This is a genomic window from Chryseobacterium sp. HNCC26DJ241 (assembly GCF_057180505.1).
In genome coordinates this window covers 1-22,918 of the sequence record NZ_JBXUGL010000038.1, presented here as the reverse complement: position 1 = coordinate 22,918, position 22,918 = coordinate 1, and the positions used below count along the sequence as shown (strand labels likewise).

The 22,918-nt window shown below is 32.8% G+C and carries 25 protein-coding genes and 3 tRNA genes; 22 read left to right on the top strand and 6 right to left on the bottom strand.

Annotation, left to right across the window (positions count from 1 at the left end; all coding sequences use genetic code 11):
• The 12 genes from AC2A1C_RS14100 to AC2A1C_RS14045 form a co-directional block, all read left to right on the top strand.
• Nucleotides 1–933, top strand: a 933-nt coding sequence (locus AC2A1C_RS14100; protein ID WP_484026476.1) for a ThiF family adenylyltransferase, incomplete at its 5' end; no start/stop codon positions are given.
• A complete protein-coding gene (locus AC2A1C_RS14095) occupies nt 920–1,207 on the top strand; it encodes a hypothetical protein (protein WP_484026474.1) in 288 nt (95 codons plus the stop codon). The genes AC2A1C_RS14100 and AC2A1C_RS14095, both read left to right, overlap by 14 nt.
• Nucleotides 1,204–2,625 carry a type IV secretory system conjugative DNA transfer family protein gene (locus tag AC2A1C_RS14090; RefSeq protein ID WP_484026473.1) on the top strand — a complete coding sequence of 474 codons (1,422 nt, stop codon included), beginning with the start codon at nt 1,204–1,206 and terminating at the stop codon, nt 2,623–2,625. The genes AC2A1C_RS14095 and AC2A1C_RS14090 overlap by 4 nt, the downstream gene beginning before the upstream one ends.
• Nucleotides 2,626–2,646: 21 nt before the next feature.
• The gene (locus AC2A1C_RS14085) at nt 2,647–2,973 is read left to right on the top strand and encodes a DUF2958 domain-containing protein (protein WP_484026472.1); all 327 of its coding nucleotides are present in this window, start codon (nt 2,647–2,649) and stop codon (nt 2,971–2,973) included.
• A gap of 18 nt (nt 2,974–2,991) precedes the next feature.
• Nucleotides 2,992–3,633 (top strand): hypothetical protein, encoded by a 642-nt coding sequence (locus tag AC2A1C_RS14080; RefSeq protein ID WP_484026470.1) that lies wholly within the window; start codon nt 2,992–2,994, stop codon nt 3,631–3,633.
• Between the two features lie 6 nt (nt 3,634–3,639).
• Nucleotides 3,640–4,092: a hypothetical protein gene (locus AC2A1C_RS14075; protein ID WP_484026469.1), complete on the top strand. Its 453-nt coding sequence runs from the start codon at nt 3,640–3,642 to the stop codon at nt 4,090–4,092.
• Nucleotides 4,093–4,182: 90 nt separating this feature from the next.
• Entirely contained in the window at nt 4,183–5,037 is an 855-nt protein-coding gene (locus AC2A1C_RS14070) for a relaxase/mobilization nuclease domain-containing protein (protein WP_484026468.1), read from the top strand.
• 14 nt (nt 5,038–5,051) lie between these two features.
• Nucleotides 5,052–5,270 (top strand): hypothetical protein, encoded by a 219-nt coding sequence (locus AC2A1C_RS14065; protein ID WP_484026466.1) that lies wholly within the window; start codon nt 5,052–5,054, stop codon nt 5,268–5,270.
• 30 nt (nt 5,271–5,300) lie between these two features.
• Entirely contained in the window at nt 5,301–5,576 is a 276-nt protein-coding gene (locus AC2A1C_RS14060; RefSeq protein ID WP_484026464.1) for a hypothetical protein, read from the top strand.
• A 249-nt stretch (nt 5,577–5,825) separates the two neighbouring features.
• On the top strand, nt 5,826–6,551 hold the full coding sequence (locus AC2A1C_RS14055; RefSeq protein WP_484026463.1) for a hypothetical protein: 726 nt from the start codon (nt 5,826–5,828) through the stop codon (nt 6,549–6,551).
• An 11-nt stretch (nt 6,552–6,562) separates the two neighbouring features.
• Nucleotides 6,563–8,161 (top strand): hypothetical protein, encoded by a 1,599-nt coding sequence (locus tag AC2A1C_RS14050; RefSeq protein ID WP_484026462.1) that lies wholly within the window; start codon nt 6,563–6,565, stop codon nt 8,159–8,161.
• Complete coding sequence (locus AC2A1C_RS14045) at nt 8,158–8,634, top strand: hypothetical protein (RefSeq protein ID WP_484026461.1); 477 nt, start codon at nt 8,158–8,160, stop codon at nt 8,632–8,634. Before AC2A1C_RS14050 ends, AC2A1C_RS14045 begins: the two co-directional genes overlap by 4 nt.
• Before the next feature lie 134 nt (nt 8,635–8,768).
• Here the strand turns inward: AC2A1C_RS14045 and AC2A1C_RS14040 are convergent, their stop codons facing one another.
• The gene (locus AC2A1C_RS14040; RefSeq protein ID WP_484026459.1) at nt 8,769–10,199 is read right to left on the bottom strand and encodes a hypothetical protein; all 1,431 of its coding nucleotides are present in this window, start codon (nt 10,197–10,199) and stop codon (nt 8,769–8,771) included.
• 174 nt (nt 10,200–10,373) lie between these two features.
• Here AC2A1C_RS14040 and AC2A1C_RS14035 point away from each other — a divergent pair, with 174 nt between their 5' ends.
• Nucleotides 10,374–11,615: an AbiH family protein gene (locus AC2A1C_RS14035; protein WP_484026458.1), complete on the top strand. Its 1,242-nt coding sequence runs from the start codon at nt 10,374–10,376 to the stop codon at nt 11,613–11,615.
• Nucleotides 11,616–12,005: 390 nt separating this feature from the next.
• Here AC2A1C_RS14035 and AC2A1C_RS14030 read toward each other — a convergent pair.
• From AC2A1C_RS14030 to AC2A1C_RS14020, 3 genes are all read right to left on the bottom strand, one after another.
• Nucleotides 12,006–12,089 (bottom strand) — tRNA-Leu (locus tag AC2A1C_RS14030).
• A 5-nt stretch (nt 12,090–12,094) separates the two neighbouring features.
• Nucleotides 12,095–12,170: transfer RNA gene (locus AC2A1C_RS14025), tRNA-Gly, on the bottom strand.
• 40 nt (nt 12,171–12,210) lie between these two features.
• A tRNA-Leu gene (locus AC2A1C_RS14020) sits at nt 12,211–12,292 on the bottom strand.
• 150 nt (nt 12,293–12,442) lie between these two features.
• Between AC2A1C_RS14020 and AC2A1C_RS14015 the strand changes: the two genes are divergently transcribed.
• The 8 genes from AC2A1C_RS14015 (at nt 12,443) to AC2A1C_RS13980 (ending at nt 18,736) form a co-directional block, all read left to right on the top strand.
• Nucleotides 12,443–12,826 (top strand): DUF3127 domain-containing protein, encoded by a 384-nt coding sequence (locus AC2A1C_RS14015; protein WP_484026457.1) that lies wholly within the window; start codon nt 12,443–12,445, stop codon nt 12,824–12,826.
• Nucleotides 12,827–12,883: 57 nt separating this feature from the next.
• A complete protein-coding gene (gene aat / locus AC2A1C_RS14010) occupies nt 12,884–13,537 on the top strand; it encodes a leucyl/phenylalanyl-tRNA--protein transferase (RefSeq protein ID WP_484026456.1) in 654 nt (217 codons plus the stop codon).
• On the top strand, nt 13,527–14,399 hold the full coding sequence (locus AC2A1C_RS14005) for a DMT family transporter (RefSeq protein WP_484026455.1): 873 nt from the start codon (nt 13,527–13,529) through the stop codon (nt 14,397–14,399). The genes aat and AC2A1C_RS14005 overlap by 11 nt, the downstream gene beginning before the upstream one ends.
• A 168-nt stretch (nt 14,400–14,567) precedes the next feature.
• Nucleotides 14,568–15,221, top strand: a complete 654-nt coding sequence (locus AC2A1C_RS14000; RefSeq protein ID WP_484026453.1) for a CBS domain-containing protein — start codon at nt 14,568–14,570, stop codon at nt 15,219–15,221.
• 3 nt (nt 15,222–15,224) lie between these two features.
• Nucleotides 15,225–16,091 (top strand): NAD kinase, encoded by an 867-nt coding sequence (locus AC2A1C_RS13995; RefSeq protein ID WP_484026452.1) that lies wholly within the window; start codon nt 15,225–15,227, stop codon nt 16,089–16,091.
• Between the two features lie 60 nt (nt 16,092–16,151).
• Nucleotides 16,152–17,222, top strand: coding sequence for a class II fructose-bisphosphate aldolase (gene fbaA, locus AC2A1C_RS13990; protein WP_484026451.1), 1,071 nt, complete (start codon nt 16,152–16,154; stop codon nt 17,220–17,222).
• Nucleotides 17,223–17,317: 95 nt separating this feature from the next.
• Entirely contained in the window at nt 17,318–18,169 is an 852-nt protein-coding gene (gene accD / locus AC2A1C_RS13985) for an acetyl-CoA carboxylase, carboxyltransferase subunit beta (protein ID WP_484026450.1), read from the top strand.
• Between the two features lie 108 nt (nt 18,170–18,277).
• Nucleotides 18,278–18,736, top strand: a complete 459-nt coding sequence (locus AC2A1C_RS13980; RefSeq protein ID WP_484026448.1) for a DUF6973 domain-containing protein — start codon at nt 18,278–18,280, stop codon at nt 18,734–18,736.
• Between the two features lie 285 nt (nt 18,737–19,021).
• On the opposite strand, the gene AC2A1C_RS13975 is transcribed toward AC2A1C_RS13980, so the two are convergent.
• Entirely contained in the window at nt 19,022–20,242 is a 1,221-nt protein-coding gene (locus tag AC2A1C_RS13975) for a cysteine desulfurase (protein WP_484026447.1), read from the bottom strand.
• Nucleotides 20,243–20,385: 143 nt separating this feature from the next.
• Entirely contained in the window at nt 20,386–21,528 is a 1,143-nt protein-coding gene (locus AC2A1C_RS13970) for a serine hydrolase domain-containing protein (RefSeq protein ID WP_484026446.1), read from the bottom strand.
• Nucleotides 21,529–21,754: 226 nt separating this feature from the next.
• Between AC2A1C_RS13970 and AC2A1C_RS13965 the strand changes: the two genes are divergently transcribed.
• On the top strand, nt 21,755–22,906 hold the full coding sequence (locus AC2A1C_RS13965; RefSeq protein ID WP_484026445.1) for a M48 family metalloprotease: 1,152 nt from the start codon (nt 21,755–21,757) through the stop codon (nt 22,904–22,906).
• Nucleotides 22,907–22,918 lie beyond the last annotated feature (12 nt).

Below are 22,918 nucleotides of genomic sequence, written 5' to 3'. Positions count from 1 at the left end.
TATTCAAGAATACAAGACAGCGTAGATATGGGGCTCATCAGAGCCTCCCATATCGTCATCGTAGGAGCAGGAGGTTCTTACAGTTTAATCACTTCTTTTGCAAGAACAGGAATCGGCAAATTAACGGTACTCGATTTTGATACCGTGGAAGAAACCAATATCGTCCGCCAAGGTTACAAGCAATCTGACATAGGTAATTTTAAAGTGAACGCTTTAGGAGATGAAATACAAAGTATAAATAGTGAAGTACATTACACAGGAATTACTAAGAATTTTTTGAAAATGAATGATGACGAATTGGATGCTATTTTCAAAAACGCAGATTTGTTATTATTTCTTACGGATTCTTTTGAAGCTCAATGCTTTGGTAATAAGATCGCTTTAAAATATTTTAAACCAGCCATCTGGAGTGGTTGGTATGAGGGGTCTAGGACGGCTGAATTATTCTTTCAAGTACCGGATTACACCACAGCGTGTTTTAGATGTGCCTGCTCCTCCCGATATATTGCCAACGAAAAGGAAGAAGTAAAAGCAAGTTCTAATTCCAACACAATATTTCATTCAATGCTTTTGGATAGTTTCATTGGCATGATGAGCCTTGCAATATTACACCGAAGCAGAGTTAAAAGCGGTTTTGTTTCCTTGATTGATTTAGGATTGAGAAAATGCAATGAGTTTGAAAAATTCTGGAGAGGTATGTTGGATGAAAACGATCAGGTTTCTTACAACTTCTTTCAGTTTAAAGCACATCCTTTTGGCGGAAACAAATTGTTTGAAGATGCTTACAACTCTTTAGGACATCACAGTAAAAACTTTATTTCCTTCTGGCAAGAGGCCGAGGCAGAGTTGAAAATTAATGGGTATGACTACGACTGCCCCGACTGCAATGGTGCTTTGCATCACAAAATACATACTCACAATGACAACCAATAATAATGGACAAGCCAATCCCAATGCAAGAACACGGAGGACAAGTTCCTCCCGTTCTTCAACCGCAAATACTACTGAAACGACAAACCCTAACCCTCAATCTCCTCAAACCACTATGAATCCTACATTTCAACTCCTTATGAATGCCATAGGAAAACTGATTATATCCATTATACGGTTTATCCTTGCGATGTTTTACTCGGGCTTTAAGTTCGTGAACACCATTTGTGTCTTCTTCATCAATATGATTCAGGAAATCCTAAACCGTCTGCCATGATTAAAAAATTTCTTTTAAAACAGATTAAAAACCAACTCAGCAATAGTTCTCCCGTTGGAAAACAAGTCGTTGAAACAATCTGGGGTATAGATCATTCATTGAAAGCCTCCTTTGGTAAAGCAAACAAAATATTGTCTCCGTATGAAGATGGGTTTTGCATTGATGGGAAGAATTATTTCATGTCCATTCCTAAAAGTCGTGAAAATTTACTTGTCGTAGCTCCATCGGGTAGAGGTAAGTCGCAAGTAGTAGCGATTCCGACACTTCTCAATGCAAAAGGAAAATACAGTATTATCGTTAATGATCCTAGTCGTGAACTTTCTGCTACAATTCCTTATCTGCAATCGGTTGGTTACCGTTGCTCAATACTGGATTTTGGAAGAAAAACGGGAATGTATTTTAATCCTATTGATGGATGTCGTGGTAATCTCACTCAAATGCGAAAAGTTGCAAAAACCTTAGTTTCTGCCACATCCCACGAGAAGGAGGATTTCTTCACACTTAGTGCAGAAGACTGCATTACGCTTTTTATTCAGTATGTAACCGAATCCGAAAATTATGAATTTCAAAATCTCGCCAATGTTTATCGGCTATTGTTGGAGTACCAAGCCAATCCGCATTTGATTGAAAATGTAATTGCAACCAAAGGAAGTGAAGAACTCTTTAGAAAATTTCGTGCTTTGGCGGGGACTTCGGAGAATACCAGAAAGTCCATTATAGCTTCTGCGTTGGCAGCATTGTCATTTATTGGCGAGGATCCAATGCTGTGCGATATTACGTCCAGAACTACTATTCAATTTGAAAATTTCAGAAGACAGCCTCATGCGTTGTTTGTTCAGATTCCCGTAGGCGATACCAAATTTTACGCCCCAGTTGTTTCGATGTTCTTCCAAGAATTTTACCGATACTGTTTTTCTTATCTCCCGTCAGCGGAGGAAAAGGATGTCTTTATGATTATGGATGAGTTCTGTTTGTTAAACATTCAGGGCTATTCTGAAATCATCAGTAATGCCAGAAAATTTAAGATTCCTCAACTGCTTATTCTTCAATCGGAAGCTCTTTTATATGCAAAATATGGCGAAAATGTCGCTAAAAACATATTAAACAATTGCAACACCAAGGTCTATTTCGGAGGACTGACTAGTGAAATTTATGAGTTAGAAAAAATCCTCGGCAATTACGAATATACGGACAAAAAATCAGGAAACTTGCGTCAGCGGGCTTTAATGACCGCTTCGGAGATTCGGGAAATGAACGACATTCTGGTACTGATTTCGGGAGAAAAACCATTGAAAGTTCCGATTACGCCCGCTTTTAAACAGCCTGAATTAGTTCGCAAATTGAATCTCCGCTCGAGAAACCAACAGCAGCCGATGAATTATAGCGTCCGCTACATCGACCTTACGCCTTTTAGATAACAACACTAAAATTATAAAAAAATGAAATTAATGACATCCGCTTTAGAAAAACGCTTTGCCGAGATTGGCGACCAATCTGAAAGCCTAGACCCAATTATCGTTGCCAAATTTTTCAATCCCTGTGGCTCCGCTACATTTTACGCTTCGGAATACGATGCCGAGAATCAATTCTGCTTTGGCTACGTGACAGGAATGGCTTTCGATGAATGGGGTACATTTTCCATCCCTGAACTGGAATCAATAAAGTTACCCCTTGGATTAGGCATTGAAAGGGATATTTACTTCAAAGAAAAACGGTTTAATGAACTCATTAAAGAACACGAACAAGATAATAATCTGGAACATTAATCAAAAAATAAAACAATTATGGGAACACGTAATCTTACGATGGTCATTCAAGACCATGAGACCAAAATTTCTCAATATGGACAATGGGACGGCTATCCCGAAGGTCAAGGTCTTACCATTCTTTCTTTTTTAGAGGAAAAAGAGAATATAGAAAAACTCAAAGCACTCCTTCCGAAAATACGCTTCGAGAACGAGCAAGACATCAAAGAAAAAGAAGAATTTTCAAAATCAATCGGAGCCAGAGAAGGTTGGGTAAACATTCCTCAATCTGAACTCTACGACCAAAAATATCCTTTGGATTCCCGAAATCTTGGTGGGGCGATTTTGGAAAAACTCTTGGAACACCAAAACGAATCTGAAATTGTACTCGTTGATTCTGAAAAGTTTGCAGCCGACAGCTTGTTCTGCGAATGGGCGTATGTTGTGGATTTGGATAATAACACACTAGAAGTCTACCGTGGCTTTAACGAATCCCGATTGACTTCCAAAGATCGATTTTATAATCTACACAAGGTACATCAGCAGTTTTATCCCATTAAAATTCTAAAAACTTTTTCATTGGATAAACTTCCCAATGCTGAAAAATTCATCTCGGAATGTTATCAGTTGGAAAAAAACAAAAGAATCTCTAAAGACAAAGATATAGAACAAGAATTGTAAAATTTCATGCTACCTGAACCGTGGACATATAACAACCTGCACGACTACTTGGATGATCTCTTCATTGATAAAAATCCAAGTGATGAAGAGGTTATTCAGGCAAAGAAAACGTATTGGCGAAGTTATAACACACGGCTCAAACAAATCCAACGACAAAAACACAAGGAAGTTACCATTTCATTAAGTAAAGAATTACTGGAATTATTGAACAGAAGATTAGAACCTAAACAAACCATCATTGATTATATCAGGGTTCTTTTGGAAAACCACTTGCAAAGCAATGAAAACGTTAATAATAATCAGAAAAAAGAACTTTTACAGATTGAACTGCAACTCTTTATTCTAATAGATTATCTCGAAAGTCTGCTTTACCAAAGGAAACTCATTGACAGACAGCAAATGCAACAGTTGGAAAAGTACATCCTAAATCTGCAATTCGCATTAGAACAGAATTTTTAAGAAATCAAGGCAGAAGAGTCGAGAAACAAGAACCGATAACCAAGAATTCAAAAAAGCTATCAACAACCGACCACCATCAACTAAACAAAAATGATTATCAAAAGCAAATCCTACAAAACCACCCGAAGCTTTACCACGGTGTTGAATTATGTATTTCGTGAAAACGAAAGGGATAATGGATTTGTCTTAACCAGATTCATCAAAGGGAAAGGATTGACAGTGGAAGAACTGGGACATCAACTGCTTCAAAACGAACAGTTCAGAATCCACAAAAGAAAAAATAATGTGCGTCTCTATATGGATATTTTATCATTCCATCCGAGAGATTCGGAACGATTGAGTAACGAAAAGCTCCACCAGATTGCTTTAAAATATTTATCACTTCGAGCTCCAAAGTCCATTGCCATTGCTACAGTACATAAAAACGAAAAGAATCATACGCATCTTCATATTGTTTTTAGTGGTGTAGAATATAAAACAGGAAAATCTATCCGTATTTCCAAAGATGATTTTCAAAAGAAAAAACAGGAAATCGAAAAGTATCAGCAGGAGGTTTTTCCTGAACTGGTACTTTCTAAAATTAGGCACGAAAAATCGCTCAGTCCTAAAAAACAACTCAAGAAAGAAAATGAAAAAATTCTGGAAGAGTTTGGAGAAATTTCCGAAAAACAAGAATTATTAAAAGTGTTGGAAGAAGTTTTTACGGTGTCAAAATCTGAACAAGATTTTTATCGAATGTTAGAGAAAAAAGGACTTCAATTATACTCCCGAAATGGAAGGGTAACAGGCATCCAAGGCAACCGAAAATTCAGGTTCAAAACGCTTGGATATACCTCCGAAATCCTACAACAATTGGAGCTTGACCCAACCCTCAGAAAACGAAAAGAACTACTCCAAAATATACACGAATATGAACACGAAAAAAATAAACGATATGAACTTTAAAAATAATTTTTACAATGGACAAGCGGGGGTTCAGGGGAACTCCCCTGACAGGATCGCATTGGGTAAGGTCGCCTAGACCGTCACAATGCAATCCTGCACACGGAGGCCGTAAGCCAATAATTTTTTACAGAATTTCAGTTCCACTTTGGAAAAGTATTGTTTCTGAAAAACAATTTTTAGTGAATGCAAAGACCATTTTACAACAACCCATTTTAATTTTTACAACAACATAAGCTATGAAAAATGATGATCAAAATCCAAAAATGCTATCCATAATTTCAATGGAAAGTGAGAGTTTTTACCGCCTGATTAAGCAGGTGGTGGAACGACTGAAAAATGAAAATAAAACGGAAAAAGAAACGGACTTTATTGGAGAAAAAGAGACGATGAAATTGCTCGGAATTTCATCGAAAAGTACCCTCCAAAAATACCGTGATTTTTCCTACATCACATTTTACAAAATCAATGCTCGGAAAATTTTGTACTCAAAATCCAGCATCGAAAATTTTATTCGGGAGAATAAACAGTCGTTGGAGTAATCCAATAATACGAAAAGAAGTATTAAAGCATTTGGTGTTAGTTGATTAATAATAGCTTATTGTACAATTTAACTATTAAAAATAAATAAGCATTAGCGTATAAAATTTAAATATTACATCCTAATTAATAAAATCAGCTATTAAAATCAGCTATTAAAATCACAAAAAATTAAGTATTAATTTTTACATTTGCTTTTTCGATTTTTTTTATTAACTTAAAGTATAGTTTTTATATCAATATGGAAAAGTATGGATATTAATATTAATAAAATATCTCAAGAGCAGGTAAATGATTTTTCTTGCCTATGTGTAAAATATTTTGAAAATTTAGGTTTTAGGCAAATTTTTTTAAATTCAGCTATAGATTACTATATTAATAACACAAAATATATAGAATTACCTAATTCTAAGTATTTACGCTGTAATACAGAACCTGATATATGGGAAAAGTCTCGAAGTTCTGAAAAATTCTTTGCAATCACAAGCCTGTTTCGTCTTGAAGACACTCGTTCGCTTTTTCACAAACAAGAATTTAAAATCATTGACTTTTATTTATATAATTCAAAAATTCAAGAGATTATAGGGCATATATACTCTGTTATGAAATTTATCGAGAGTAGTGAAAATTTCGTAAAGCTCTCAGAAGTCCCCATTTTACAAATAAGTTATGAAGTATTTAATTCGAAAGATTTTTATTCTAATGAAATTAATATATATTTAGTGAATAATTATCCTGTCGAAGAAACTTTTTATGATGCTTTAGATGAAGAAAACAGGTTTTTAAAAAGTGAGATGTTTTTGGCATATAAAGATTTAAAAATTGAATTTGCTGTAATTGGTAAGGTAGGAGAAAATCTAAATCCTATTTTATTTATAGATAATTATAAACTAGAGTTACCAAATGAAAATCTATGGGGAGGAGGAATAGGTATTGAGAGGATTTTACTATGCTATGAGTTTCTCAACAAAATTTAAAAACACATACTATGAAACACTTAAAGATAAGTAAAAAACAATTGCTGAGATCTTCAGAAATATTACTTTTTATTGTTTCAATAACTTGGATACTATATTTTTTAACTTTTGATTATAATCCTAACTTGGTAAGGTATGCGTTTTTAATAGCGCCACTTATTTTTTACCTTATAAGAAGATATGAAATTAGGAAAAAGAATCAAACTCCGGAAGAATATTTTGTTTATGAGAGAGATATGCCTGCAAAAAGGTTTGTCCCTAGTTTTGTTACCACAAATATTGGTCTTTTCAGTTCGATAGGATATTCTGTAATATTATGTTGTTATTATGGCTTTCAGGGAATGTTATGGACTACAATTGCTTGGTTCTTGGGGATGTTCTGGTTTAGTCGAAAAGTAAATATTTTACTCCCCTTTTTAAAAAAGGGTAATACTTTACATGAATATATTGCTTTACAATATGGAAAAGATTTAAATGATCGCAACAAGATAAGAGGATATACTTCCATTATAACTTTTATTTTATATATCTGCTCTATTGGTATTGAAATTAAATTTAGCGGAGATGTACTTTCACCAATTTTTGGTACAAATCCTTCTCTTATTATTGCTTTATTAGTTACTATCGTTGGTGTTTATTGCACGTATTTATCTGGATACAAAGGAGTTGTAATAACTGAAAATATACAATACTATATAATGATAGTAATGGCGGTTGTAATTTTATTATTTTCTTCCTACATTTTTGTTACCTCTTCTGGTCTAAAGTTATCTAACGAATTTTGGCTTGGAAATGGACAAAAGACTTTTGATTTATCAGCAATGTGTAGTTTGTTATTGGTGTATCAATTTTGTGTTATGGATATGTGGCAGAGGTGTATTGCTATAGCAAATGAGAAAGATTCTGAAAAGATGGATAATGTTGAAATTATTAATAAACTCAAAAATCAAACTTTCAAATCTGCAATTATCCCTTTTTTATTCTTCTTTATAGCTTTCTTTTCTATTGGCTTTGTTTGTATTAGTAAAGGTATTGTAGCCGAAAACGGAATGTATTTAGCAGAATTTCTTAAATTATTTAATGATAATAGTGGCATACAGCTTTTAGCTCAGTCAATTATTATCGTTGGCTTTACTGCTGCTGCTGTATCAACAGTAGATTCGTTTTTAATTGCTGCTGTTCAAACATTTATGTATGATATTTATGGTAATCTTTTTTCTAAAGGACTATCAAACAAAATAAACGGACTAGATAAATTGAAACAATATCGATTCACAAATATTTCTAGAGTTTTTGTGATTGTTTTTGGTTTTTGTGCTTTATTACTTGCCCTTTTGTTTTTTGAATTTATTCAATTTTGGACATCTATGTATTCAATTATGCTAGGTTTTTTTCCTGCAGTTTATTTTTCATTAAAAAAGAAAAAATATATCTATAATCAGAATCTTGTTTTTTATGGGATAATATTTGGTTCTAGTAGTGCATTGATTTTAGGAGTATTAGGTACGTTTGTATATAATACAACACTTATAACTAATTTGGCTCCTTTCTCGGCCCTGCTAATTTCCTATATATTCATGGTTGTTGCAAGAAAAAAGCAAATATTATGAATCATAATGATATTCCTGAACATGTTTTACATGTTTTAAATGTAAAGTTACTTCTTCTGTTTATTTCAATTGCTTTTGGTAGTATTGGTCTTTTAAATACGGGTAGAAATAATTTGCAAAATATTATAAAGAAAAATCTTGAGAATTATAGTACTAGATTAAAGGATCCAAAAATATTAGACACTTCAAAAGAAAGAATTTTAAAAAAGATGAGAAAAGAATTACTTTTTTTTTCAAAAACTAGTATCTTTTTGTCATTTAGTTTAATTATTTCAATTTTACAGGTCTTGATTGCAGCTTACGTTAGTCTTGTTGAAAGTGGAATGCTTGTAATTTATGATGATTATCATAAGAATGATATTTTTGAAGGAATCTTGTTGTCACTAAGTTTTACAGGATGCCTAATTAATATTATTACTGTAATCATGGTTCTAGCTAATCCCAGACAAAACATGTTTAGAATGAATTGGTAGTTTTAGCTACTATATCTTCCAAATATTTATCTTAAATAATGATTTAAGTTTTTAAACGCTTTTTATTTAATATTAATGCTTATTTTATTGGACAGTAATGAAAATAAATTAAAAATCTTGAAAAATCTAAATTTCTATCTAAGAAGTGTTTTCAAATTTTCAACAGATGTTTTTACGGTCTTATCATTCATTAATTGAGATAGTTTTCCTTTATAGCTATTTTCAATATAATTGATTAAATCATTTACAGGCGGGGATGTAATACTTGATTTAACTTTCTCAATTAATTCATAGAATTTTCTCTGACTTAAACCGAACTGTAATCTGCTACTTATTTTAGTGTCTGTAAAAGATAATATTGCAATGTTTGCCTGATGTGAATTTAAGCCAGAAAGTATTTCTGTATAAATTTCATTTGCTGCAACTGCGACACCATTTCCATTGGTTAAAAAAGTTTCAACAATAGATAGAACAAGTTTTTTTTCAACTGTTTTAGGAATTTTAATTGGTTGACCAATAATTCTTAATAATTGTCTAGCAAATGCTGGTTCGTTATAAAAATTATTAAATCCTCTGTGTGCAGATAATAGGTTATCAAGAGTATTATCAATTTCAATTGCTCTTAAATCATCAGATATATAACTTTCAGCGTTTACAATTTGTAAAAATTGTCTTGAAAGTTTCTTTTCATCCTGACTATTGTTTGCAGTAAAATGATCATATTTCAATCCAAAAGATTGTTTGACATCTTCATCAACTCTGCCCCATATTTCAGGCAATAGCTTATTGATATTTTGATGGGTTTGACTTTCAGTTTCAGGTCTAACATAAATTCCAAAAAATCCCGAAGCAAGATTGTTAATTTGTTCTTGGGTTAAGCTTGTTGTAAATACCGCAATTTCTTGTGCATCATTATTTGTTATGGAAGTGTTTTTAACACCTTGCAATAATTGTTTGATACGGATGGTAACATTAGAAATAGGCAAAGTAATAACTTCTTTTATACAAGTTTCTAACCAAGAGATTAATTGAAGTCCGGTAATTTCACTATTGTTTGGATGGGCTGCGCTTGCCCAATTCCTCATGTAATTTATATATTCAAGGTGTTTAAACCCTAAATCTGATATTAATCCAATTTCTTTTGCACCCTTTATTAAATCATAATCATCAACTTTATCTAAATCGTTCTCATCTTTCAATCGTTTTCTTCGATCTCCTGTTACTGCATTATCATAAAAAAATTCAATATCATATTGTGAAACCCTTTTTCGTATTTGTAAAATTGTTTCATCCCAAAGATAATTTAACGACGCATCAAATAGACCCGATGCTGTACTGGCTATAAATTTAGATAGATAAAGGGATTGTGATTTTTCTTCTTCAGAAATTTGATTTAATACTGAGTCTAAATTTTTAAAAACATTAAATCTTTGTGGTAGGTCAACAAACACGCCATCACTTGGAAGTGAATGAAATGCTAACACTTGTTTTATTCCTGTCTCAAATTCATTTAGTTGAATTAACTGATTATTCTGGTTTTGTTGTGTCGGTAAATTTTCGTTCATATTTCATAATATTATTAAGGATAGTGTAATTTTATTCCTTTTTTTTTAGGATTTGGATTAATACAAATATACAAAAAGTGAATAATTCGCAGTTAAACAAATGTTTCTTTTATTGAACCAAAATGTTCTTTGGCAAAATATATCAAATCCACTATATTTGTTAAAACTCAAAATATGAATAGACTTGTCCTGATTGGCAATGGGTTTGATATAGCCCATCGTATTAAAACTTCCTACAAAGACTTTATATTGGATTACCTAAAAAACGCTTTTATTTCCGCCAAAAGCTCTACTCAACATAAAGATCAATTCTTACAAGTAACCAAGAATAGCTATTATAACGAAAATTTTATTGCTAAGGATGATATTAACTGTTGGGGCTTGAATGATTTTTACCGCTATGTTGAGCAGGAAAAAGGTATGAGCATTTATGTTTCCGGCGTTCCAACCAATGATTATAGGGAGAGAACCAATCAGTATGAATATACCCTAAAGATAAAAAGCAGTCTAATGTCAAAACTTTTGTCGTTCAGCAAAGAATATAACTGGGTAGACATCGAAAATGAATATTACAACATTTTATGCGAACTTTCAAAGAAGAATAAAGAAAAAGAAATTGCAGAACTAAATAATGATTTTCAGATTCTCCAAAATTTACTGTATGATTATTTTATTAAGATTGAAGAGCAATATCTATCAAACAAATACAATGTATCGGGAAATGATTTGATTAGTCAATTAACTGAACCTATAGAACATAATCAAGCACCAAAGTCAAAAATCAGCTACAATGTAACTGTTAATGACGGAGCTACTAAAAGCAGTAATAAAAGACCCGAAAAGAAACCTAAGCCCAATACAATTTTATTTTTGAACTTTAATTACACATCCACTATAGAAAGCTATGCATCTGAAATTAGAAAAACAATTCCAAACACCGATGTAATCTATATTCATGGGAAATTAAAAGATAGTGACAATCCCATGATTTTCGGATATGGAGACGAGGAAGAAACTAATTTTGAGGTTTTAGAAAAATTCGATGAATGCTTGAAATATGTTAAAACGTATTGGTATTTGAGAACGCGCAATTATGAGAATTTCTTAAAATTTATTGATTCAGACGAGTTTGAAGTCTATATAATGGGACATTCTTGTGGTATGTCTGATAGGACTATGCTAAGTTCGATCTTTAATAATCCCAATTGTAAAAAAATAAAGGTTCTTACTTACGATAAAACATTTGGAAGCAAAGATTTAGCGATTGATACAACCAATTATATTGAAATGACTTACCAGATAGGCAGGCTATTTAAAAATAAAGATGAGTTGAGGAAAAAAATTATACCTTTTGAAGTAAGGGATTTATTAAAAGTAAATTCTGATCAATTGAAACTAGCCAGTTTACTTTTTTGAAAATTTTAGTTAAGTTTAAAATAGCACTAGAAGAAATTTTTATCCAAAAGCCACAGGATTTTTGAAATTTTGTTGAACCCAAATTTTTCTTTCAAAGTATCTTGAATAAAGGATTTTTTCTTTCAAAAAATGAAAATGTTGTACTTTTCAAGTTTTTGGCAATTATTCAAACCTTGTAATTTAGTATCTTTGAGTAAGCCTTTTTGGAAGACTCAAATTATTGCAAAATACTACCAATAAAGGAAAAACGAGGAATTGCTCTTTGAAACCAAGATGAAATTTTATGGTACAACGTAAACCGAGATTTGTTGTACCTATGTTGTACCCGAGGTTTTTGGGCATAAAAAAAGCTCTCTTAAAAAGAGAGCTAAATCGCTGATAATCAGCTAGTACCCCAGACGGGACTTGAACCCGTACGTCCTTACGGACACAGGATTTTAAGTCCTGCGTGTCTACCAATTCCACCACCAGGGCAAAAGTGGAGCGAAAAACGGGATTCGAACCCGCGACCCCAACCTTGGCAAGGTTGTGCTCTACCAGCTGAGCTATTTTCGCAAAAAAAATTTCTAAAAAATTTAGAAATTTAAAAAAAATGTGCGGATGAAGGGACTCGAACCCCCACGCCTCACGGCACCAGATCCTAAGTCTGGCGTGGCTACCAATTACACCACATCCGCAATTCAAAAGATCACTGTTCTTTTTTGTGAGTGCAAATATATAGTTTTTTTATGGTTCAAAACAAATTATTTTTGAAAAAATTTTACTCTGTAAAAAGAGGTTTTTAATTTTCCTTTTCCTATTTTTACAATCTTAAATTTAGAAATGAAATGGAATTACAAGGTACAGTAAAGAAAATATTTGAAATTCAGACGTTTGCAAGCGGATTCCAAAAAAGAGAAATGATACTTCTTACTCAGGAACAGTATCCGCAACCGATAAGCATTGAGTTTTTATCTGAAAAAATTAATTTATTAGATAATGTTTCTGAAGGTGAAAATGTGAAAATCGGAATCAATATCCGAGGAAGAGAATGGACTAATCCACAAGGTGAGGTTAAATACTTCAATTCTATAACCGGATGGAAACTGGAAAAAGTTTATGAAAATACTTCAAATGAACCTACATCTGCTGTAAACACACCAAAACCTGCTGCTCCGGTAGAAAATGGAAACCCTTTTGCAGAGGATGAAGATGATGATTTACCTTTTTAATTAAAGTGATTGAAATAAATGTGAATCCTGCTTTCAAAGTAGGATTTTTTTTGAAAAATGATAGAGCTTAATCCTGATGAAATATTTTTTCCAGACCCTCAGTTTTTTGAGGGAAACGAAGGTGTAATTGCTTTTGGAGGGAATCTCTCTCCTGAGAGAGTTTGGTTTGCATATCAGAACGGAATTTTTCCTTGGTTCAATCCGGGAGAAGAGATCTTATGGTGGTTTCCCAATCCTAGATTTGTGCTATTTCCTGAAAAGCTGAAGATTTCAAAATCTATGAAGAAAATTTTGCATAGTCATCTATTTTCATTTACCAAGAATAGATGTTTCCGAGAGGTAATGGAAAACTGTCAAAATATCCATAGAGATGGGCAAGATGGATCTTGGATCTCAGAAGAATTGATAGAAACTTTTATGATTCTTCATAAAGCGGGAAAAGCATCAAGTTATGAAGTATGGGAAAATGAAAAATTAGTTGGAGGTTTTTATGGAGTTGAAGTAGGAAAAATATTTTGCGGAGAAAGCATGTTTTCAAAAGTGAGTAATGCCTCAAAAGCAGGATTTATCAATTTTGTTCTTGAAAATAAAGGGAAGTATGATTTGATAGATTGTCAGGTTCACACCTATCACTTGGAAAGTTTAGGTGCTGAAATGATTTCCGGAAAGAAATATTTAGAAATTTTAAAAAGTGGTAAAAATGAATCCTGAAAAAGAAAAATGGCTTTTATTACTGGTGCTTTCCATAATATGGGGATCGTCTTTTATTTTGATCAAAAAATCTCTCGAGCATTATAATCCTTATGAAGTAGGAGGATTGCGAGTGCTGATTGCCGGAATTATACTTTTTCCTTTTGCGATCAAGCATCTTAAAGCATTTCCTAAGAAAAGGCTGAAATGGTTAGTTTTGGCTGCAATCACAGGTAATTTTATTCCCATGTTTTTATTTCCGCTTGCGGAAACTCAGGTTAGCAGCATCATTGCGGGAATTATTAATTCCATGATGCCGATTTTTGTCATTATTGTAGGAGCCTTAATTTGGAAGTTTGAAACTACGAAAAGACAAATCACGGGAGTTGCAATTAGTTTTACAGGGGCTTGTATTCTGGCTTTCGGATCTGGAGAAAGTGGAGATCTAAGGATTTTTCCAATTCTTTTATTGTTATCAGCAACGCTTCTTTATGCGGTAAGCACTACAACGGTAAAAAGAAAGCTGAGTGATATTCCGGCACTTGTTTTATCAGGTTTTGTATTTGGATTAGTATTGATTTTGCCTTCTGTTTTTGCAATAACTTTTGCGGGATTTTTTACAGATTTTGATTTCAGTCAGGAAAAATTTATTGGACTGGGATATATTAGTTTGCTTTCTATTTTTGGGACAGGATTAGCAATGATGCTCAATTATCGACTTCTGAATATTTCTACGCCACTTTTTGCATCCACAGTTACTTTGCTAATGCCGATTGTTGCCTTGATCTGGGGTTTGTTATATGGCGAGAAAATTAATGTGCAACAGCTTTTTGGAGGAGTAATCATTATTGCAGGACTACTTTTTTTAAGGTCAAAAAAATAAAAACTGCAATAGCTTTATAGCCATGCAGTTTGAAATAAATCTAATAAAAAGTAAAAATGAAAGGCGACAAAGATAGATAATATTTTCAATAAAACAAATGATTTGCTATTTTTTTTAAAAAAATATTTATAACTAACGTTTTTTTTATTATTTTCCTAAATTAGCACAATGTTTATAAAAGAATACATTTCTAAAGATTATCCAGCATTTAATAGCTCAGATTCTATTGAAGAAGCAAATGAAGTAGCGAAGGAATTCGGTTACTCACATGTTTTTATCAAGAAGAAGGGCGTGTTTTTGGGAGCTGTAAGTCAGGCTTTCCTTGAAGAAAGTCCTAATGGTAATCTCGGCAGTCTGGAGCTTCATTATGAAAAGTTTGCCATTCTGGATGATGGAAATCTTCTGGATTCTATTAAACTTTTTCATATTTTTAATGCGAATGTGATTCCTGTTATCAATAAAGAAGAAAAATATATCGGTTATCTTTCTTGTGATGATATTTTTAATGAATTTTCAAAGTATCCTTTATTTTCGGAAAATGGTGCAATGATGATCATTCAGGCAAATAGCCGACATTATTCCATTACGGAAATTGCACAAATTGTTGAGAGTAATAATGCGAAAATTTATGGATGCTACATTAGTTCGGTACATGAAGACGCAATTCAGATTACTCTTAAAATTAGTAATGTGAATTTAAGCTCTATAGATGAAACTTTTGAACGATACGGATATAATGTAGTTCATAAATATTATAATGATGAAAAGGACGGATTGATGAAGGATAGATTTGGATTTTTTCAGAAATATTTGGAAATTTAATAGATGAAAGCAGCTATTTACACTCAAAAAAACGATCTCGATACCTTTCTTTACCTCAGCAAATTTATCAGTGAACTGGATAAAAGAGGTGTAAAAGCAGTTTTGTTTTCCGGTACTGCGGAATCTATGCAGTTTTCTAAGGATTTTGAAACATTCAGTAATAAGGCGGATCTGAAAGCTAAAAACGTAGAACTTTTTTTTACATTCGGAGGAGACGGAACTATCGTGAATTCTCTTCTCTTTATCGAAGATACAGAAATTCCGGTAGTTGGAGTCAATACAGGAAGATTGGGTTTTCTTGCAAGTTTTACGAAGGAGGAAATTTTTTTGGAACTGGATGAGATTCTGAATGGAGAATATACACTGAGCAGAAGATCTGTCATAGAGATTGTCTCTCCCAAAAAAGGACTTTTCTTTCCTTATGCTTTGAATGATGTTACTGTCTCCCGAAAAGAAACCACATCCATGATTACGGTGGATTCCTACATTGATGGAGAATTTCTTAATGTTTTTTGGGGAGATGGAGTTATAATTTCTACACCTACAGGTTCTACCGCATATTCTCTAAGTTGTGGAGGTCCGATCATTTCTCCGAAAAATGAAAATTTTGCGATTACACCAATTGCACCTCATAACCTGAATGTAAGACCTCTGATTGTAAATGACGATGTGGAAATTCGTCTGAAGATCGACAGTAGAGTTCCTCAATATTCTCTCTCTCTGGATTCAAGACTTATTCATATTGATACCAGTGTGGATATTGTTATCAGGAAAGCGAAATTCAGTGTATTATTAGTTCAACCTGCTAATATCAGCTTTTTTGAAACGATTCGTCAAAAGTTGTTGTGGGGCAAGGATAAAAGAAATTGACAATTTTACAAAAATTCGTACCTTTACATATTTAAATTTTAAAACAAACAAATACGTATTATGAGCAGAATATTTCCGGCAGGAGTTGCCACAGGTAATCTGGTTACTGAGATTTTCCAACATGCTAAAGAAAATAAATATGCGCTTCCAGCGGTAAATGTAATCGGATCCAGCAATGTAAATGCTACAATGGAAACAGCAGTAAAGCTAAATTCTCCTGTGATTATCCAGTTTTCAAATGGAGGAGCAGCTTTCAATGCAGGAAAAGGATTGAGTAATGACGGGCAAAAAGCATCTATTTTGGGGGCAATTGCAGGAGCGAAACATATTCACGCTTTAGCAGAAGCTTATGGAGCAACGGTAATTTTACATACGGATCACTGTGCTAAAAAACTTCTTCCTTGGATTGATGGACTAATGGTTGCTAATGAAGAGCATTTCAAGCAAACAGGTAAATCATTATATTCTTCTCACATGTTGGATCTTTCGGAAGAATCTTTGGAAGAAAATTTACATATTTCTGCGGAATATTTTGAAAGAATGGCAAAAATCGGAATGACATTGGAAGTGGAAATCGGAGTAACAGGTGGAGAAGAAGATGGAGTAGACAATTCTGATGTGGACAATTCCAAATTATATACTCAGCCGGAAGACATCGCTTATACATATGAAAAACTGAAAGCAATATCCGATAATTTTACTATTGCTGCTGCTTTTGGAAATGTTCACGGGGTTTACAAACCTGGAAATGTAGTGCTTACACCGAAAATTCTTGATAATTCTCAAAAATACGTTCAGGAAAAATTCGGAACAGGAGAAAAACCTATCAACTTTGTTTTCCATGGTGGTTCAGGATCTACAGTGGAAGAAATTCGTGAAGCTATCGGATATGGAGTAATTAAAATGAACATTGATACCGATTTGCAATTTGCATATACTGAAGGAATCAGAGATTATATGGTAAACAATATTGAATATCTGAAAAACCAGATCGGAAATCCGGAAGGCGAAGACAAACCAAATAAGAAGTTTTACGATCCGAGAGTTTGGGTAAGAAAAGGCGAAGATACTTTTATTACAAGATTGGTAAAAGCTTTTGAAGACCTAAACAACGTAAATACTTTAAAATAAATTTTTGTACAATGTAAGATGTAGAAAATAAGTATCTTAGTTATGCTTTAGCTTTTGCATTTTACATTTTGCGTTTTATATAAATACAAAAAGAAATGGCATTCGAATGGTTTAAAAGAAAAGCAAAGAATATCACGACCACTACTGATGAAAAGAAAGATGTTCCGAAAGGACTTTGGCATCAGACTCCTTCCGGAAAAATTGTGGAACATGACGAGCTGAAAAAAAACAACTTCGTTTCACCGGAAGATGGTTTCCATGTAAGAATAGGAAGTACGGAATTTTTTGCAATGCTTTTTGATGGTAAATACAAGGAACTTGATGCAGAAGTAGAAAGCGTTGATATTCTGAATTTCAAAGATACAAAAGCATATACAGAACGTCTGAAGGAAGTAAAATCCAAAACCAAACTGAACGATTCTATTCGTAATGCAGTTGGAAAAGTAAACGAAACGGAAATGGTCATTTCATGTATGGATTTTGCATTTATTGGAGGTTCTTTAGGTTCCGTAATGGGAGAAAAAATCCGCAGAGCTATAGATTATTCCATCAAGCACAAACTTCCTTATATGATTATCTGCCAATCTGGAGGTGCAAGAATGCAGGAAGCAGCTTTTTCTTTGATGCAATTGGCAAAAGTTCAGGCAAAATTGGCTCAGCTTTCAGAAGCAGGACTTCCGTATATTGCTTATCTGTGTGATCCTACTTTTGGAGGAATTACTGCTTCTTTTGCAATGACAGCTGATATTATTATGGCAGAACCAGGTGCTTTGATTGGTTTTGCCGGTCCAAGAGTAATTCGTGAAACTATCGGAAAAGATTTGCCGGAAGGTTTCCAAACATCAGAGTTTCTTCAGGAAAAAGGATTTGTAGATTTTATCGTGAAGAGAACCGAAATTAAAGAAACAGTTTCTAAAACTGTAAATCTTTTATACGCAAAAGCATAATTTTTGTAACAAATATGAAAAAATCTCACCTTATCGGGTGAGATTTCTTTTATGAGAAGAACAGTTCGTATTTTTTTTAATGCTTTACGAAAACTCAGTTTCAAAAAAATGATGAAGCTGGCTCAACTCGTATTGTCTCATCCGTTGTTTGCTGTATTGAGTTTTTATGCGACGATGAAAGCGTTTGTTCTCGCTCAAAAATATTTTCCGAAAACCAATTCTACAAACGGAATAGGAAACGCTTTCAGACATGCACTTTGGTCTTGCCTCATTATGATGTATTGCTGCAAAATTTCTTCTCCTAATAAGGCTTTATTATGGTGTAAAAGAATGACAAGCATGCATGAAGATCTTTTTCCCAATGAACCTTTGGAAACCAAAATGGATCTTCATAATAATGAAGTAGGAATTAATCTTTTTATGGAAATGCTTCCCGGAATCCATCGCCAGTTTTTTGAAAAAAGTTTTTTAGTAGATAAACTTTTTGAAAAAGTGAAAACGGCAAAAGTTTTAAAAAATCTTGAAGATAATTTTGGTGATGAATTGGTTTATCTTCTTGAGGATTAAATTTTTAAAAGATAAATTATAGAAAAGAAACTGAATCAAAATTTCAGTTTTTGTTTTGTAAATATTAAAATATTCGAGTAAAAATATTTTTTATAGGATATTTTTCTTCAAATTCTAATTCAAACAGTGCGAATTCTCATTCATATAGTTTGCGTAAGTTTTCTTTTTATACTTTTGGTGAACACAAATGATGAAAGATAATTTATTTATAAATTATTTTTCACACAAATGAAAAAAAAGCACTTAGAATGCGAAACTATTTTTTAAGATTAAAGTTAGACTAATTTACATCAGCATTCTTTGTGCTTTTTTTACACCTTCTACCAAGATATCGATTTCTTCAAAAGCATTATAAACGGCAAAACTTGCTCTTACTGTTCCTGCAATATTAAAAAAATTCATAATAGGTTGAGCGCAGTGATGCCCTGTTCGTACTGCAATTCCAAGTTTGTCAAGAATCATTCCGACATCTGATGAAATCCCAATTCCATCAAGGTTGAAAGAAACAACACCTGTTCTTTTTGTTTTTTCACCATAAATTTTTACGCCCTCAATTTCCAGAAGTTTTTTCTGGGCATAATCCAGCAATGCATTTTCATGGTTTTGAATGTTTTCGAGCCCAATATTTTCAATAAAATCAATGGCTGCTCCTAAAGAAATATTTCCGCCAACATTGGGAGTGCCGGCTTCAAATTTAAATGGCAAATCGGCAAAAGTTGTTTTTTCAAACGAACATGTCGCAATCATTTCGCCACCACCAAGAAACGGATCAATTTTTTGGAGAATTTCTTCTTTTCCATACAAAATTCCGGTTCCCATTGGTGCATACATTTTGTGACCGGAAAAAACAAAGAAATCACAATCCGTTTTCTGTACATCAATTTTAAAATGCGGTACAGATTGTGCTCCATCTATTACAATATATGCAGTAGAATTTTTCCTGACTTTTGCAATAATTTCGTCAATAGGATTTATAATTCCTAAAGCGTTAGAAACCTGATTTACAGAAACAATTTTCGTACGTTCGTTTAAGTTTTTATCTAAAAAATCAAGCTGAAGAATTCCGTTTTCATCTATAGGAATTACTTTCAGTTTTGCGCCTGTTCTTTCGCAAAGAAGCTGCCACGGAACAATATTGGAATGGTGTTCCAGATAGGAAATAATAATTTCATCATTTTCTTTTATCTGATTGGAAATAGCATATGCAATCAAGTTAATTCCTTCCGTAGTTCCTTTGGTGAAAATGACTTCAAAATTATTTTTAGCGTTGATGAATTTTTGGATTTTTTTTCGGGAAAGCTCCATTTCATTGGTTGCAAGCTGACTTAGAGTATGAATCCCACGATGAACATTGGCATTGAGTTCAGTATAATATTTTTCCCAAACTTCTAAGACAGAAATCGGTTTTTGTGAGGTGGCTGCATTATCCAAATAAACCAAAGGTTTGCCATTAATCTGTTGGGAAAGGATAGGGAACTGTGTTCGAATATTTTGTAAATCAAGCATTTTGAATGAAATTTAATTCTAAAACGTTATTTAGAATGATACAAAATTACGGAATATTTTCTGCAATAGATTATGAAAATCAATATCCTTTTTATTTTTTAAAATAGTGGGTAAAAGTAAAATTTTGCTGAGGCAATTCGGATTTAGAAATTTTCCACTACTTGCTCCACCATCAGAGTGACTTGTTTTGGATGTCCAAATTTATCTTCTTCGATTATTTTAGAATCTCCGGTTCTTACGATTACCAGTTTTTTTTCAGGAACTACAATAATGTACTGTCCCAGATTTCCTCGGAAGTAATAATGCGGGTATTTTGCCTTATCATTGATCCAGATTCCATATCCATAGGTATAATTGGATTCTTTAGTCGGGGTAATCATTTTTTGGATGTAATTTTTGCTGAGAATTTGCAAAGAATCTACTTTTCCTTCATTCAACATCAGCTGTCCTAATTTTGCAAAATCCCGAGAATTGGCATGTATACAGCAAAATGCTTTTTCTACTCCACGTTCATCGGTACTCCAATATGCATTTTGTTCCATTCCCAAAGGTGTCCACAATTTTTTGGAGGCATAAGAAGACAGTGGCATATTTACCGCCTTTCGGATGGCAAAACCTAAAAGTTGTGTACTTCCGCTTTGATATTTGAATTTTTTTCCCGGTAATTCTATAATTTCTTTATCAAAAATAGCTTCAGCAAGAGTATTTCCATAATAGGCTTTTGTTTCCGGAGAAAATGCACTATAATGATCTTCATTCCAGTCCAAACCTGCTTCCATGGTTACCAGATCTTTCAATGTAAGATATTTTCCGAATTCCATATTGATGTAATCCGGATAAAAATCAGAAAAATATTGATCTTCATTTTTTATTCTTTCATCACCAATAGCTGCACCTAGAAGAAGCGCAGTTACCGTGTTTGTCATAGAAAAGGAATTGGTTTTGGATTTAGTATTATATCCGTCCCAGTATTCTTCATGGAGAAGCTGCCCGTTTTTTACAACAACAAAAGAAGCAGTATTAGAATTTTTTAGATTTTCTTCTAAAATTTGGGGTAATTTCTTTTTATTGTAAAGCGAATCAAGAATCCAAGGTCTCGGATTTTCAGCGAGAATAACATGTTTGGAAAACAACTCTCCGTCATCAATAGTAGCGGAAGTTTCCCCTTGAAGATATGTTTTGGCAACTCTTTTAAAAAGGTAATCATATCCCAAAGTATAGGTAAGAGCAATAAGTATGGCAATAATTGCAGCAATATATTTTAAAACCGAAAGAAAGATTTTCATAAACACAAATGTACTAATGTTCGGAAACAAAAATGAAAACGAAAAATGTAAATTTGCATTTTATTTTTATTTAAAATGTTTCAAAGACTATATTTTTTGATTTTTTTTGTATTGTTTTTCGAGTCTGATTTTTGGACAATATAAACCTCTTGATACTGCTGATTACCAAAAGCGAAAGGATTTTCTGAAAGAGTATAAAATCAGCTATGATATTTTTGTAAAAAATTTGAAATCAGAATATTCCGGGAAGATCAGTGCGGAACTTGGTAAATTCTATGATGAAGCCTATAAAGATTTTGAAAAGGAAATAAAAAATAAAGATTATGTTTTTATATCCCCATTTGAAGAAAATCTGAACAGGATTATTTCTGAAATCAAAAAACAGAATCCTGTTATTTCTGAACAGATAAAAGTGTTGGTTTCCAAAGATAATACGCCAAACGCTTTTTGTCTTGCAGACGGGACATTTATTATTAATATGGGACTTTACAACTGGATGGATAATGAAGATCAGATTGCTGCGATACTTTGCCATGAAATTGCGCATAAAATTAAAAAGCATTCATTAGGTGGTATTATGGAAAGTATCAATGAGATCAAAACCGATAAAGAAACCGTAAAAGGCATCAGTGAGATGAATGAGCATAAGTATGATAAAGCGTTTGATATTGTAAAGAAGAGACTGTATAAAAGATATGAAGAGAAGAGAATGAAAGAAATTCAGGCGGATTCTTTAGGTTTTATGTTATTTAAAAATACCGTTTACAAAAAAGCAGAATTTATGAATGCGATGAAAAATCTTCGAGATTTTGACTCCATTTCTCCACGCGAGCTAAAAATAGAAACCTATAAAAAACTCTATGATCTTCCAAAACAGACCTTCAATGAAAATTGGATGAAAAAAGAAGATTTTTCTCTTTACAATTATAATCTTTATAAGGATAAATTGGATAAGGATTCACTTTCTTCTCATCCGGAAATGATAAAAAGAATTGAAATTCTGAAAAATGAATTTTCGGAACTAAAAAATGAAGAACCTGCTGTGAATAGTAATGAAAATTTTTCTAAACTGAGAAAAACTGCAAAGATGGAAGTATTACCCAATTTCTATCATTCTGAAGATTATGGGATAGGAATATATGTGGCAATGCAATTTCTTCAGGATAATGAAGAGAATGAGTATAACAAAGAATGGCTCGGTAAATTTTTTGAAAAAATCTATGATGCCCGAAAAAAATATAATCTCAACCGTTATCTTGATAGGGTTGATCCGAAAGAGCAAAGTGAAAGTTACCAGCAATTTCTCAACTTTATGTGGAACCTGAAATTAGACGAAATCAAAAATATTGCTGATTTTTATAACAAAAAAGAGTCTTGAAAAAGACTCTTT